The organism is Rhodococcus sp. IEGM 1381 (genome assembly GCF_030056795.1).
Lineage (GTDB): Bacteria > Actinomycetota > Actinomycetes > Mycobacteriales > Mycobacteriaceae > Rhodococcoides.
The window spans coordinates 50826-64990 of record NZ_JASHKQ010000006.1 but is presented as its reverse complement, the minus strand read 5'-3'; the positions used below and the strand labels follow the sequence as shown (position 1 = coordinate 64990).

At 64.6% G+C, this 14165-nt stretch carries 15 protein-coding genes; 8 read left to right on the top strand and 7 right to left on the bottom strand.

What is annotated here, in order from left to right:
* Positions 1-4 precede the first annotated feature (4 nt).
* Together QM797_RS15800 and QM797_RS15795 are read left to right on the top strand one after the other, a co-directional pair.
* Positions 5-823: a crotonase/enoyl-CoA hydratase family protein gene (locus QM797_RS15800; RefSeq protein ID WP_283276590.1), complete on the top strand. Its 819-nt coding sequence runs from the start codon at positions 5-7 to the stop codon at positions 821-823.
* A complete protein-coding gene (locus tag QM797_RS15795; RefSeq protein WP_283276589.1) occupies positions 820-1647 on the top strand; it encodes an SDR family NAD(P)-dependent oxidoreductase in 828 nt (275 codons plus the stop codon). The genes QM797_RS15800 and QM797_RS15795 overlap by 4 nt, the downstream gene beginning before the upstream one ends.
* Before the next feature lie 45 nt (positions 1648-1692).
* On the opposite strand, the gene QM797_RS15790 is transcribed toward QM797_RS15795, so the two are convergent.
* Positions 1693-2292: a TetR/AcrR family transcriptional regulator gene (locus QM797_RS15790; RefSeq protein WP_283276588.1), complete on the bottom strand. Its 600-nt coding sequence runs from the start codon at positions 2290-2292 to the stop codon at positions 1693-1695.
* A 190-nt stretch (positions 2293-2482) separates the two neighbouring features.
* Between QM797_RS15790 and QM797_RS15785 the strand changes: the two genes are divergently transcribed.
* Positions 2483-3256 carry a DUF2637 domain-containing protein gene (locus tag QM797_RS15785; RefSeq protein WP_283276587.1) on the top strand — a complete coding sequence of 258 codons (774 nt, stop codon included), beginning with the start codon at positions 2483-2485 and terminating at the stop codon, positions 3254-3256.
* A gap of 22 nt (positions 3257-3278) precedes the next feature.
* Positions 3279-3791 (top strand): DUF427 domain-containing protein, encoded by a 513-nt coding sequence (locus QM797_RS15780; protein ID WP_283276586.1) that lies wholly within the window; start codon positions 3279-3281, stop codon positions 3789-3791.
* Positions 3792-3795: 4 nt separating this feature from the next.
* Here the strand turns inward: QM797_RS15780 and QM797_RS15775 are convergent, their stop codons facing one another.
* From QM797_RS15775 to QM797_RS15765, 3 genes are read right to left on the bottom strand one after another with little or no spacing between them, the layout of a single operon-like run.
* The gene (locus tag QM797_RS15775; protein ID WP_283276585.1) at positions 3796-4839 is read right to left on the bottom strand and encodes an NHL repeat-containing protein; all 1044 of its coding nucleotides are present in this window, start codon (positions 4837-4839) and stop codon (positions 3796-3798) included.
* Positions 4836-5456 carry a 5,6-dimethylbenzimidazole synthase gene (bluB, locus tag QM797_RS15770; protein WP_283276730.1) on the bottom strand — a complete coding sequence of 207 codons (621 nt, stop codon included), beginning with the start codon at positions 5454-5456 and terminating at the stop codon, positions 4836-4838. The genes QM797_RS15775 and bluB overlap by 4 nt, the downstream gene beginning before the upstream one ends.
* Before the next feature lie 11 nt (positions 5457-5467).
* On the bottom strand, positions 5468-7741 hold the full coding sequence (locus QM797_RS15765; RefSeq protein WP_283276584.1) for a putative bifunctional diguanylate cyclase/phosphodiesterase: 2274 nt from the start codon (positions 7739-7741) through the stop codon (positions 5468-5470).
* 167 nt (positions 7742-7908) lie between these two features.
* On the opposite strand from QM797_RS15765, the gene dinB reads away from it, so the two are divergent.
* On the top strand, positions 7909-9096 hold the full coding sequence (gene dinB / locus QM797_RS15760) for a DNA polymerase IV (RefSeq protein WP_283276729.1): 1188 nt from the start codon (positions 7909-7911) through the stop codon (positions 9094-9096).
* On the opposite strand, the gene QM797_RS15755 is transcribed toward dinB, so the two are convergent.
* Positions 9097-10494 (bottom strand): cytochrome P450, encoded by a 1398-nt coding sequence (locus tag QM797_RS15755; protein ID WP_283276583.1) that lies wholly within the window; start codon positions 10492-10494, stop codon positions 9097-9099.
* 96 nt (positions 10495-10590) lie between these two features.
* Between QM797_RS15755 and QM797_RS15750 the strand changes: the two genes are divergently transcribed.
* Positions 10591-11166, top strand: a complete 576-nt coding sequence (locus tag QM797_RS15750; RefSeq protein WP_283276582.1) for a TetR/AcrR family transcriptional regulator — start codon at positions 10591-10593, stop codon at positions 11164-11166.
* Positions 11167-11188: 22 nt separating this feature from the next.
* Positions 11189-11503, top strand: coding sequence for a DUF2277 domain-containing protein (locus QM797_RS15745; RefSeq protein WP_283276581.1), 315 nt, complete (start codon positions 11189-11191; stop codon positions 11501-11503).
* Here the strand turns inward: QM797_RS15745 and QM797_RS15740 are convergent.
* A complete protein-coding gene (locus tag QM797_RS15740) occupies positions 11500-11919 on the bottom strand; it encodes a helix-turn-helix domain-containing protein (RefSeq protein WP_283276580.1) in 420 nt (139 codons plus the stop codon). The genes QM797_RS15745 and QM797_RS15740 overlap by 4 nt on opposite strands.
* A gap of 291 nt (positions 11920-12210) precedes the next feature.
* Between QM797_RS15740 and QM797_RS15735 the strand changes: the two genes are divergently transcribed.
* Positions 12211-12882 (top strand): hypothetical protein, encoded by a 672-nt coding sequence (locus QM797_RS15735; protein WP_283276579.1) that lies wholly within the window; start codon positions 12211-12213, stop codon positions 12880-12882.
* A 17-nt stretch (positions 12883-12899) separates the two neighbouring features.
* On the opposite strand, the gene QM797_RS15730 is transcribed toward QM797_RS15735, so the two are convergent.
* Positions 12900-14063 carry a globin domain-containing protein gene (locus QM797_RS15730; protein ID WP_283276578.1) on the bottom strand — a complete coding sequence of 388 codons (1164 nt, stop codon included), beginning with the start codon at positions 14061-14063 and terminating at the stop codon, positions 12900-12902.
* Between the last annotated feature and the right edge of the window lie 102 nt (positions 14064-14165).

Genomic DNA, 14165 nt, shown 5'->3' with positions numbered 1-14165 from the left:
GAACATGATCGAGAGCACTGTGCTGATCGAGCGGGACGGACCCGTCACCCTCATCGGCATCAACCGCCCACACGTCCGCAATGCTGTCGATCGCGACACTGCGGACGCGTTGGCCGACGCTTTTCGCGAGTTCGACGACGATCCAGGTGCTTCCGTCGCCGTACTCTACGGTCGAGGCGAATGCTTCTGCGCAGGAGCTGATTTGAAGGCAGTCGCATCCGGACGAGCGAATCGTTTCGCACCCGACGGTGACGCTCCCATGGGGGTGACCCGCATGCGTCTGTCCAAGCCGGTGATCGCGGCGATCGAAGGCCACGCCGTCGCCGGTGGCCTCGAAGTCGCGGCCTGGGCGGATCTGCGTATCGCAGCGCAGGATTCGACCTTCGGCGTCTTCTGCCGCCGGTGGGGTGTGCCCCTGATCGACGGCGGCACCTACCGTCTCTCGCGGCTGATCGGGACCAGTCGGGCCATGGATCTCATCCTCACCGGTCGTCCGGTCGATGCCGACGAGGCTCTGCGGATCGGCCTCGTTCATCGGGTAGTGCCCACCGGTGCAGCGGTCGGCGCGGCGGTCACACTCGCCCACGAGCTCAGTGCCTTCCCCCAGACGTGCATGCGCCACGACCGCATGTCACTGCTAGAGCAGGACGGCGTGCCCGAAACAGAAGCTGCCGCAATCGAGTACCGCCACGGACTCGTCTCGATCGGCAGCGACGCCGTCGCCGGTGCCGGCCGGTTCGCCGACGGTGCCGGACGCCACGGAACGTTCGACTCATCGACAAGCACATCGAAGAGCGCAACGACAGGGACAACGACACGATGAACACATTCACCGGCAAGACGGCACTCGTCAGCGGGAGCGGACGCGGAATCGGGGCCGCCATCGCGCACAAACTAGCTGCTCACGGGGCCAACGTGGTCGTCAACGACGTGGACCCCGCAGCCGCAGCAGCGGTAGTCGCCGACATCGCAAGCGCCGGCGGCACCGCCGTCGCCTGCGCAGGGAATGTGACTGCAGACGGTTTCGCAGAACGGTTCGTCGACACCGCGGTGGGCTCGTTCGGTGGAGTCGACATCATCGTCAACAATGCCGGATACACCTGGGACGGCGTCATTCAGAAGACGAGCGACGAACAGTGGGACGCCATCCTCGACGTCCATCTGAAAGCGCCGTACCGAATTCTGCGAGCCGCCCAACCCGTCATCAGCGCTGCTGCGAAACGGGAAATAGCTGCAGGGCAACGTATTACCCGCAAGGTGGTCAATATCTCCTCGCTTGCCGGTCTCTACGGAAACGACGGCCAAGTCAACTACTCCTCGGCCAAAGCGGGCATCCTCGGAATGACCAAGGCCATGGCGAAAGAATGGGGCCGCTATCACGTCACAGTCAATGCAGTGGCGTTCGGCCTGATAAAGACGAGACTCACCGAAGCCAGCGCTGACGGTGACGCCACCGTCGACATCGACGGGCGCGAGATGAAAGTAGGCGTCAATCCGATGATTCTGCAAGCAGCGCTACAGATCTCACCGCTGGGTCGGCTCGGCACCCCGGAGGAAGCAGCCGGTGCCGTGTACCTGCTGTGCCTTCCCGAGTCCGATTACATCACCGGCGAGGTCCTCGCGTGCAGTGGAGGGCTGATCGGCTGATGCGTACGTCCGATTCGATCGATTCCCACGGTGAGGTCAGCGAGTTCATGCTTGCGTCAAGCCGCACATCGCGGGGAAAACCGAGCGCCATGCGGTCATCAACTCATTCTCCCGATCAGGGTTCTCACGAAGCACCCCGGTCAGTGCGAGGCCCCGAAACATCTGAACCAGCGACTCGAAAGCAGTCGGAAACCCCGGCTGCATAGATAATTCGGGCCCGAAAATCAGGACGCCCAGCTCCCGCAGGTTCTGCCCGACCTTCCGCTCGTACGGCTGGAGGACCGAACGCAGATCGCCGTCCGTTCGCGCCGCCATCCACAATTCGTAGCCGGCGAGATACAGGGGTCCCGACATCGCGTCGTGCAACACCTCGAACGCGAACTCCAATCGATCGGCACCGCTGACGGTGCGCTCGGCCGCCGCTCGGACAGCCAAATCCTGTTGTTCCCCCACGTGCTGCACCGCAGCCAAAAACATTGCCGGCTTGCTCGGGAAATGGTGCAGCAGTGCGCCGCGGGAGACACCGGCCTGAACCTGAACCTTCTGCGTCGTCGTTCCCGCATACCCGTGCTCGACAAGGCAATCTACGGTGGCTTCGACCACCCGTCGGCGCACCGCCCCAGGGTCTATCCTCCGCGTCGACATTGCACCAGCTCCTACTTCCGTGCGAGACGGCCATTCTGTCATTCGTCTCCACGATCCGACCTCGCGCCTGGTCCGACTCCATTCCTGACAGCTTGGGTCGTTCCGCAGGCTCCACTCCTGCGCATCAGAGTCGTTCCGCAGGCTCCACTCCTGCCGAACCTGTCGGTGGTCTCGTGTTTCATGACGAACCATGAACAAGGTCCTGCGTGCGACGCTCGTCAGTGCGGTCGTCATCACCACCGTCATCGGAATTGCGTCGTTCGTGCTGAGTTTCGCCGCACTGTGGGATCTCGCCACGATGGCAGGCGTCCCGCGCTCGCTGTCATGGCTGTGGCCGGTGATCGTCGACGGCACCATTCTCCAGGCCACCATCTCCGTGATCGCGTTGGCCCAGTTCGAGGATCAACGCAAGGGCCGACGCTTCTTCTGGGGCGTGTTGATCACCGCGGCCCTGGTCAGTATCGGCGCAAATGCCATGCACGCCTTCATCTCCGATGCCGGCACGCTGCATCAGGCCCTGTCGGCGGCCATTGCAACCGTGGCCCCGGTGAGCCTGTTGGCCGCGACGCACGGACTCGGCATCCTGGTGCGTATCCCCGCAGAGCTGCCGAAGACCACGACCATCACGAAGACCGACGAGCCCATCGCAGTCGTTCCGACAACTGAACAGCCGCAACCGACCGAACAGCCACAACCAACCGAACAGCCACATCCGACCGAACAGCCACAACCGGAAATCCGCACACCTGCTTCCGCCGTGCCGGTCCAGTCGGCTCCGCCGCCGGATCCGGACCCCATCGAGGACACCCGCACCATCGAGGACATCCGCACCATCGTGGACACCCGCCCAGAGCAATCGACGCCTGCATCCTCGGTGCGCGTCGTCGAACCTCTCGACGAAGTCGATCGCTGGATTCTCGACGAAGAACGCGTGGACGACCTCTATCCCGTCGACGCCCCGTGACACCCGGTGGCACCATCGAAGGATGAGTCCACATTTGCCGAGATCCGTCGTTCCCGAGAAGCCGAAGCCCGGACAGGAGTCGGTCTGGGATTACCCCCGTCCGCCGAGCCTCGAATCCTCGAACCGTTCGCTCGTCGTCCGACTCGGAGGCGAGGTGGTCGCCCGCACCACCGCCGCCTACCGCGTACTCGAGACGAGCCATCCGCCTACCTGGTACATCTCCCCGGCCGACGTCGTTCCGGGCGCATTGACCCCCTCGGCGGCGCGCTCGACACACTGCGAGTGGAAAGGCGCGGCAACGTACTGGGACGTGCACGGCGGAGACGCCGTCGCAGAGGCAGCCGGATGGAGTTACGAGAACCCGACGCCGCGGTTCGCCGCGATCGCGGGCTACCTGGCGTTCTCGCCCAGCCGTCTGCAGTGCGAAATCGATGGGGAAGCGGTCCGACCCCAGGAAGGCGGGTTCTACGAGGGTTGGATCACCGACGACGTCGTCGGCCCGTTCAAGGGAATTCCTGGCTCCTACGGCTGGTGACGACTCACCCCACTGGCAATTCGGCGCGGGCGATGATCTGAATCGAACTCTCCGCACCGGGGTCGCTGCCGGTCACCAGCACGTTCCCGGTGCGCGGATCGACCGCGACCGAATTGGCCTGTGTCACCGTCGGGACGTCGCCCAGAATTCGTGGGGCAGCGGGATCGGACACATCGACCACCCGCAGTACATTCGATGCGGTCAGCGTCACGAACAACAGCCGGCGTTCGGGATCCACGGCGAGCCCGTACGGGTTGCCGGGTGCGTCGATCGACGCGATCTGACGAATGCCCCCGGCCGCGTCGACCGATGCGAGAAGGACCGTGCCGCCGTCGGTATCGGCGAATCCGGCCGTTGTCTGATTCACCGTCACCGCGTGCGTGAGCTTGACTCCGATCGGGGCCTGCGCCACCTCCCGCCGCGACGCGCCTTCGTAGACCCACACGCCGTTGCCCTGCACGTCCGCGACGGCCGCATACGGCCCGAGGGCTGCGACTCCACCGGGTTGGACGGGACCCGGCGGTAGTTCCGACAGCACCGCGCCGTCGCGCAGGAAGATCACTCCGCCACCCATTTCGTTGGTGGCCACGATCGTGCCGTCGGAGGTCGACACGGCATCGTGCGGCTGACGGCCCACACCGGTGGCGGTCGACAGGATCGCGCCGTCGTCCAGCGAGACCTCGAGCAGTTCGTCACTACCCTCGAGCGGTGCCAGCACCGGGCCGTCGGGGCCGGCGAGCGAGAGATGCCGTGGTGCTCCGGTCGTCTGGACCATCTGCCGCACGACACCGGTCGCCGCGTCGAACAACACCACACCGTCGGGTTCTCGGACCGCTGCGGCAGCGATCCCGGACGTCCCGACCACGACGCCCTCGGGAGCGCCGGGGAAGGGGACGACGGTGCCGATCGGGTCGGCCGAATCCGGAGCCTGTGCGGGCTCGGCTGCCGGAGTCGTTGCCGGAGTGGACGGTTCGGTAGGGGATTCGGCAGCAGAGCATCCGGCCACCAGCACACAGGCTGTCGCCACCGCCACCAGGCGCGCCCTCATCGGCGGTACTGCTCGAAGTGCAGGGCGTCGTCGAGGGGACGCCGAGAGCGCCAACCGAAGCGCTCCAGATCCGGTACCTCCTGGAACGACTCGACCGGGCCGACGCACAGCCATGCGATGGGACGGACCGGAGTGGGGATGTCGAGCAGCTCGGTGAGGTACGCCTCGTCGTAGAACGAGACCCAGCCGACGCCGACGTTCTCGGCGATCGCTGCCAGCCAGAGATTCTCGATCGCGAGTACAGCAGAGAACAATCCGGTGTCGTCGACGGTGTCGCGGCCCAGGACGTGCCGTCCTCCACGGTTCGGATCGTAGGTGACCACCACTCCGGTTCCGCTTGTCTCGATCCCCTCGATCCGAATGGGGTCGAACGTCTGTCGGCGTTCGTCATCGAGCTTGTCGGCGAAGTCCTGTCGGCAGCCCGCGACGTGGGCGGCAAATGTGCTCAGGGTGTCGGGCTTGCGGACCACGACGAAGTCCCAGGGCTGGGTGTTGCCGACGCTCGGAGCCTGATGCGCGGCACCGAGGATGCGGCGCAGCGTGTCGTCGTCCACGACGGTTCCGTCGAACTCGGCACGGACATCGCGTCGAGATCGGATCGCGGCGTACACCGACAGGGCTGCCTCGGTCATGATATCCGTTCTCCTGTAGCAATTTTCAAACGAGTGTTCAGTTCGGCGACGAGGGTGGGGAGTAGATCCGAGGAGGTGGGTCTGCCCAGGTGGTACCCCTGGGCACGCCCGCATCGCAGTTCGCGTAGCGCGGTCATCGTCATCTCGTCCTCCACGCCCTCTGCAGTCACCGACAACCCCAGCGTACGGGCGAGCTCGACGGTCGATCGCACGATCGCGGCGTGCGCGGGATCGTGGGCCATCCCGCCGACGAAGGCTCGATCGATCTTGAGCTCCTGTACCGGCAACCGTTCGATGTAGGCGAGCGAACTGTAGCCCGTGCCGTAGTCGTCGATGGCGACCTGTACACCCATCGCATGCAGAATCGACAGCATCTCGGTTGCACCCACCGGATCGGTCATGGCCGATGTCTCGGTCACTTCCAGTGTCAATCGTTCTGCAGGGCAGTGGAATTCCCGCAGTGCGGTGCGCACTTGCTCGATCAGGGTGTCGTCGAACAGGTTGCGGGTCGAGATGTTGACGGCAATCTGTAGATCCAGCCCGTCCAGTGCCCAGAGGCTGCGTTGGGCGAGCGCGCGGGTGAGCACGTAGCTCGTCAGCGGCCGGATGAGTCCGGTACGTTCGGCGGTGGGTAGAAAAGCGCTGGGCAAGAGCACTGTCCCACTCGGGTGATGCCACCGTAGCAATGCCTCCACGCCGACGACCGTCATCGACTCGAGATCGACCTGGGGTTGATACAGCAGTTCCAGCTGGTCGGATTCGAGTGCGGTGGTCAACTCTCCGAGCATGATCAGTTGCGCGCTCGTGTCGCGGTCCATGGACCGGTCGTAGAACGCGACGCGCGACTGCGTCGCCTTCGCGGCCTGTACGGCGAGATCGGCGCGCTGCACCAGGCGATCCGGGGTGGCCTCGTCCTCGCCCTCGGCAGTAGGAAGGCTCGACGCCACACCCACACTCGCCTCGATCAGCAGCGTCATGGTGCCCACATCGAACGGGGCAGCGAAGCGGCGCTGAATCTCGTGTGCCAGCGCGGTCGGGTCCATCGAATCCGCCGTCCCGCACAGCGCGAACTCGTCACCTGCCAAGCGCGCCAACATGATCGAATCGTCGACGACACTCCGCAGTCTGTCGGCGACCGCCACCAGAACCTGATCGCCCAGGCCGCGTCCGAAAGTGTCGTTGATTTCTTTGAATCGGTCGATATCGACCGTCAGCAAGGTGGTGTCGCCCGCGTTCTGCCAGATTCTGTGTTCGAGTGCGCGGACGTTGGCGAGACCGGTGAGGCGATCGGTGTCGGCGGCAGCGCGGAGCCGCACGGTTTGGGTGTGGAGCAACCGCAGCAGATCGGTGATGCGGAGTATCACCAGAACCACCAACGCCGATGCGCACAGCAGTACTGCCCAGCCCCATTGCGCAATCGGCTCGTCGCGAATCACCTCGATGAACATGACCGTCGGAGCCGTCAGGGTGGCGGCGGTCAAGACGACGATCGTAGGGGTGGTGAACGACGCCATCAGGTGTGCTTCGGGTTCGACGTTCGGGCTCGATATTTGCCGCATGGACGGATGCAGGGCGGCGACACCGATGAGGACGTACGACATGGTCCACCCGACGTCGACCAGCGAGGGCTCCGACGACGACTCCGAAACGATCGAGAAATTGTTGACGATATCGGTGACGACCAGCAGCGATACTGCCGCCGTCAGCAACCGGTAGGACAGCGAGCGCCATTGCCGCGAGCCGACGAAGTGGGCCAGCAACCCGAGCAGGAATATGTCCATAGCTGGGTACGCCACGTCGACCAGACCAGCTGTCCCCGAAATGCCGTCGTTGCCGAGCGACGGCTGCACGGCGAACACCCAGGTGAGCAATCCGAACGCGACCATGACGATGGCACTGTTGGCGACGTGACCGCGCTCGCTCGCTCGCCATTTGTGTCTGACGAGCAGAAACAGGCCGAATCCGTAGATCGGGTAGGCCACCAGATAGAACACGTCGGCGAGCGAGGGCTCGGGAACGCTGCCCCTCGTGAGGTCGATCCACTCGAACACGATGTCGCCGACCACCCAGAGCCCGGTGCCCAGCGCGATGGTCAGCCATGCAGTGCGATTGCGCGGCCGGTGCATCCTGGTGCCGATCACGGTGGCCGCGACGGCAGAGGCACCGACGAGCACGAAGAACGACTGCGCCACGACGATACTCGGAACCGCGAAGTAGGCGACGCAGCCGACTACGCCGAGGGCTGCGTACCACCGCCACCAGGCCGTCACGATTCTCTCCAGCCGTTCCCGTCGATCCGACGACTTCAACAATGGCACACTCGGTGATCTGGGTCACTTCGGCAGTCCCGATTGTTCTAGTTGTGCCCTCAGAGTATGTCGGTAGCCCGTGCGAGCATGGATTCGTGGAGTCGAACAACCCGAACCTGGCGAGCATCATGCACGCCGACCTCGACTCCTTCTATGCCTCGGTGGAGCAACGCGACGACCCCCGGCTCCGCGGAAAGCCGGTCATCGTCGGCGGGGGAGTGGTGCTCGCCGCCAGTTACGAGGCCAAAGCGTTCGGGGTGCGTACCGCAATGAGTGGCGGTCAGGCCAAGGCCGTGTGCCCGCAGGCCATAGTGGTGCCGCCGCGCATGGAGGCGTACTCGCAGGCGAGCAAGGACGTGTTCGACGTCTTTCACGACACCACCCCGCTGGTGGAGGGCATCTCCATCGACGAGGCGTTCCTCGACGTCGGCGGGTTGCAGAAGATCGCGGGCAGTGCGACGGAGATCGGCCGACAACTGCGGCGGGACGTCGCCGAGCAGGTGGGACTGCCCATCACTGTCGGGATCGCCACCACCAAGTTTCTGGCGAAGGTTGCCAGTGCTTTCGCCAAGCCGGACGGTCTGCTGCTCGTCCCGCCCGGCGGCGAACTCGAGTTCCTGCACCCGCTGAACATCGAAAGACTCTGGGGCGTAGGGAAAGTGACCGCCGAGAAACTGCACGTTCTCGACATCAGGACCGTCGGCGACATCGCGGCCTACGGCGAGCGGTCGTTGGCCTCGGTGCTCGGCAAGGGTGCGGGCGCGCATCTGTACGCGCTGGCAATGGGTCGGGATCCTCGACGCGTCCAGCCCGGAAAGTCACGTAGTTCCATCGGCGCACAGCGGGCTCTCGGGCGCGGTAGGCACGACGCAGCCGAGGTGGAGGCATCTTTGATCGGGCTCGTCGATCGCGTCACACATCGCATGCGCGGAGTGGAACGAACCGGTCGAACTGTCATGCTGCGCTTGCGTTTTGCCGACTTCACCCGCGCCACCAGATCGCACACACTCGATCGAGCAACCGCCGACACCCGAGATATTCTCGACGCCGCACTGGAATTGCTGCACGACGCGGCACCGATGATCGCGGAGAAGGGCATCACCCTTGTCGGCGTCACCGTCTCGAGTATCGACAAGGGCGGCGCGGAGCAACTGGAACTGCAGTTCGACGCACCGCAGGTGCGCACGCCCCCGGAGGCGTCGGCTCTCGACCGCGCGCTCGACGGGGTGCACAAGAAGTTCGGGTCCACGTCGTTGACGCGTGGGGTGCTGCTCGGCCGAGACCCGGGAATCTCGGTCCCCCTTCTACCGGACTGACTACGCGCGAATTGTGGGCTGGACCCGAAAGCCGTCGGGCATCATGGTCAGTCGCTCCTGGACCTTCAGTCGGTACGACGGGTCGGCCTGCAGGTCGAAGCGCTGCAGTATTGTCCCGAGTACCAGAACCGCTTCGTGGATGGCGAATTGTCTACCGATGCAGGCGCGTTCGCCGGTACCGAAGGGTTTGTACACGTGCGCGGGGCGAGCCTTGATGCGATCTGGTAGAAAATTGTCGGGATCGAAGTCGTTCGGACGCTCACCCCATACCGGATCGCGGTGCAAGGCCGTCACCAGAACGACTGCCCAGTCGCCGGCCGCCATGCGGTAGTCGTCGCCGATGACGGTGTCGGCCCGTGCGCCGCGTCCGAACGCGGGAACCGTCGGCCACAGGCGCAGTGATTCGTCGAGGACTCGGCGCACGTACCGCAGTTTGGGAACCTGACCGAACTGCGGTTTGCCCGGGCCCCAGACCTCGTCGACCTCGGCGCGGGCGCGCTCGAACACCTCGGGATTGTTCGCCAAGTAGTACAGCGCGAAAGACAGTGCACCCGAGGTGGTCTCGTGACCGGCGATCAAGAACGTCAGGATCTGGTATCCGATGTTGGCCTCGCTCAGTGCATTCGGATTGTCGGCATCTTTCGCCGCATCCATCATGATCTGCAGCAGGTCGCTGAACTCCTCGGTCGACCGGCGTCGGGTCCTGACGACATCGGCAAGAACATCGGCCAAGTACTGCTTGTTGTCCGCGTATCTGCGATCGGACCGGGCGAACAACGGCTTTGCGAACGCGGGGATCGACAAGAGCGACCGCCGCTGGTTGTAGGTCAGTGCACCGACCATGGCGGCCACGAAGGGATGCGGCTCGGCGCGCGCGAACGAGCCGAAGCTGTAGCTGAAGCCGGTGCGTCCGATGGTCTCGAGTGTCAGTTTCGTCATGTCCGAGGAGACGTCGGTGCCGGCACGGCTACGAGAGCGGCCCTCCCAGTGCTCGATCAGGTCGTCTGCGACGTCGACCATGATCTCGTGGTACCCGCGCATGGCGCCCGCGGTGAAGGCCGGACGCAGAAGGTCGTGGGCGCGTTGCCAATTCGGCTCGTGACTGTAGGCGGTGAACAGTCCGTCCGCCCCGATATCCCGTAGATTCTCGACTCCCGGGGGCAGGAACTTCTCGAAGCGTTTTTCGTCGCACAGCTCGCCCACCACGTCGGCACCGGAGGCGAAGACGAAGCGGCGCCCGAGAATTTCGCGCTCGAACATCGGGCCGAGTCGGCCGGCCAAGACGGTCGAGTCCTGAATCGGGGTGCGGGGATCGACGCCGACGATGTCGCCGAGCACAGGAACTCGGTACGGGGGATGCGGTAGCGACCCGTTTCGCACCGCGAACTGTGTCGACATTGCCGCTCCCTCGTTCACGACCCGCCCCTTGTTGAACCAGTGTCTAATAGTGACCGTACTCACTGTTGAACTCGTGTCAAGTAAGATCCGAAGCCCATGACCACACCCCGGAAGCGCATGACGCCGGCGCAGCGTCGCGCGCAATTACTCGAGATCGGCTCCGCATTGTTCGCCGAGCGGCCGTACGAGGATGTGTGGATCGAGGAGGTCGCCGATCTCGCGGGTGTTTCGCGAGGGCTGATGTACCACTACTTCCCGTCCAAGCGGGAATTCTTCGTCGAGATCGTGCGAACAGAATCCGAGCGCAACCTCGAAGTCACGGCGCCGGACACCTCGCTTCCGGTCCTCGAGCAGGTCGCAGCCGGACTCGACGCATACATCGCCTATTCCGACGAGCACGCGCACGGCCTCCGCGCCGTCAACCGGGGCACACTGCTCGGCGACCAGCGGATCAACGACATCCTCACGCGAGAGTTCGATGTTCAGCAGCAGCGGATCCTCGCCGCGCTGCCTACGACATTCGCCGACGACGAGATGGTCAGAACAGCGCTTCGCGGCTGGATCGCCTTCGTGCGAGCGGTGTGTCTGGATTGGGTCGAGCGCAGAACCCTCTCCCGCGAGCAGGTCCGCGAGCTGTGCCTACGCGCACTTTCGGGTCTTCTCGAGGGGTGAGCTGCGGGGCTATCGTCGAGGTATGTGCCGAAACATCACCACTTTGCGGGGGTTGGAACCGCACGCAACCGACGACGAGATCGAAGCAGCCGCGCGGCAGTATGTCCGCAAGATCAGTGGCGTGCAGAAGACATCCGATGCCACCCGCGACGCCTTTGAGTCGGCCGTCGCCGAGGTGACGGCGACGACGCATCGGCTCCTCGATGCACTGCCGGAGCGGCGTCAGCCACCTCCCACGGTGCCGCCGATGCGGCGTCCCGAAGTGCAGGCGAGGATTGCCGCGGCGGGAGTGGAGCCTGCGGAACGACCCATCTCAGCGACGAAGACCGGGTCCTAGCGGGTGCTGTCCGGCGGCACCGCCGGCAGTCCCTCGCTCACGCGCAGTTTCTCGGCCATCGAGCTGAGCAGATTCTGAGATTCCTCGGAGAGGTCGAACGCCCGGGCAGAGAGGCGACGTAGGCCGTATCCCTGGAGTCGGCCCAGCAGTTCGAGGTCGTGATCGACCTTGGCTGCGTAGATGTTGTCGAAGAAGTAGTCGGGCTTGACCTTGAAGAAGGCGGCCAATGCCGTCACGGTGTCGGCGGACGGGTTGGCGCGTTGGCCCGACCGCAGTTGCGAGATGTACGGCTTGGAGATCTGGTGCCCGCGCACGGCGAGAGCGTCGGCCACCTCCGCATTGGTATGTGGCTTGCGTCCCGCAGGGTGGATCGTGGAGAACAGATGGTTCAGACGTGCGGCGAAATCAGCGGACATCGGGGATGTGTTTGCCTTCCTGACACGGCCGCTGCCCACCGGGCAGATCGGTCCGCCGCGGACCGAACCGGTTGATACTAGCCGGTACCGTGGGTCCGCTGGACCATGGCTGACCTGCAGAAACTTAGCCGAGAACAGTACTGATCGGTTTCCTGACTCAGCGGGCACACCGGTGCGTCCAGCGCGCTTCGATAGTGGTCCGTCCCGATCGAACAGATGGTTTTCGGGCAGAATTCGTCGCACGATCGGCACCTCGGTGGCACACTGGATAGCCAGGCGAAGGGGGTGGAAATGGCCGATCGTCGACGACGAACGTTCGATTCACGCGACGGTGACGCGGAGGTGGTCGAGCCACTGCTGCGCGCAGTTCTGTCCTACGCCCCGCGGGACGAGACGCCCACGCCGCATCCTTCCGAGGGAATCACTCTCCGTGCCGAGAACGGCTCCGGCTGCATTCGGCTCGAACTTGCCATTGCGGGCGATCTCGGCACGGGCATTCCCGGGCCGTTCGGATCCAGGTTCTACGAGTGTGGATCGTACGAAGTTATTGTGCCGCAGCGGGATCCGCACGACGGCGCGTTGCTGATGATTCATCTTCTCGCCCCGCAGGCACCGCACAGATTCGAGTTCACGACGTCGATGCCGGCGTTGTGGAGCCTGCGGCTCGAGCACGATGGCTCGGTGTCGGTACTGGACGAGGTCGGCAGTGCCGTGATCTTCATCGGCCGTCCGTGGGCTTTCGACGGTGACCTGCAGCCGGTGCACGTGTATTACACCATCGAGAACGGCCTGCTGGTGCAGAACGTCGGAGCTACCGCGGATACCGGGTACCCCATCCTGATCGATCCCGATCCCGATGCCATCATCACCGGAGACGGCCGACTCGTCACCGAGGCCTGGACTCCACGTCTGGTGGGCGGCGGGGTTGTCGAGGACATGCCGCCGAAATCGCTGTCCAGCTGAAAAGCGTTGCGGCACAATCAGAACGGATCGTGCTGAATGTGCTCCATCGGGGTGCCGACCTTGCGTAGTGCGTACAGCGTGGTGCGCACCATCGACGGCGACCCGCAGATCTGAATCTGGCGATCGGCCCAGGAGCCGAATCGGGTGACGACCTTGCCCACCGCACCGTGCAGTCGATGGTGCATTCCCCACGGGAGTTCGCGCGCCGGGCCGGAGTACCACCACGGATCCTCCAGCTCTTCGGTCACCGGAACGACCGTCAGCCACGGATTCGACAGCGACAACTGCCACAGGGTGTCCAGATCGTAGAGATCGCACGGATACGTACCGCTGACGAACAGGTGCACCCGCGGATTGTTGCTGCGCTGAGCCATCTCCATCACCTGAGCACGCAGCGGAGCCAGACCGGTGCCTCCCGCGATCATCAACACGTCCTCGCGAATCGCGCGATCGACGTACATCCCACCCAGCGGAGGACTGATGGACCAGCGATCACCGACCCGGGTCTCGGTGACCATGGCCGGGGACACCCAGCCCCCGGATACGCGTCGAACATGGAACTCGATCTCGCCGTACGGGTTGCTCGGAATGGCCGGGGACAGATATCGCCACAACTTGGGTCGCTGCGGGATCTGCACGCTGACGTACTGCCCGGGGAAGTACGGGATCTCGCCGTCGGTCTTCAATCGCACCACCGCGAGGTCGTCGAGGAGCCGTTGGTGTTCGACGACGGTGGCACTCCAATACGGCGGCAGTTCGTCGTCGTCGGCGGCGGCGGCCATCGCGCTGCTCACCACGGTGAGGGCGTCGTGCCAGGCCGTCTCGACCTCGTCGGTCCACATCTCGGTACCCGCGAAGGTGCGGAACGCGCTGATCAGCGCCGAGCTGCCCGCGCGGAAGTGCGCGCCCGAGATGCCGTGCTTGCGATGGTCTCGGCCGAGTTGCTCGAGAAACGGTTCGACGCGGTCGGTGTCGTCGAGATGCTCGAAGACGTAGCCGAGCGCCAGTACGAAGTGTTCGCGAAGCGAATCCATCGAGGCGGGAAACAGGGATCGGAAGTCGGGGTACTCGGCGAAGAGGTGTGCGTAGAAGGACCTGGAGAGGCGGGCAGGGCCGTCCGGCGACGCGACGACGGACTTGAAACCGGTACGGACCAGGGAGATCGTTCGTGCGTCGAGCATCGATCAACCTCCACCCCACCGATTCGCCACCGAGTTCGCCACTGATGACACAGTCACTGTCGACCGTCACCAAAGTAGACCGATGGAGACTTTCGCGCGAGA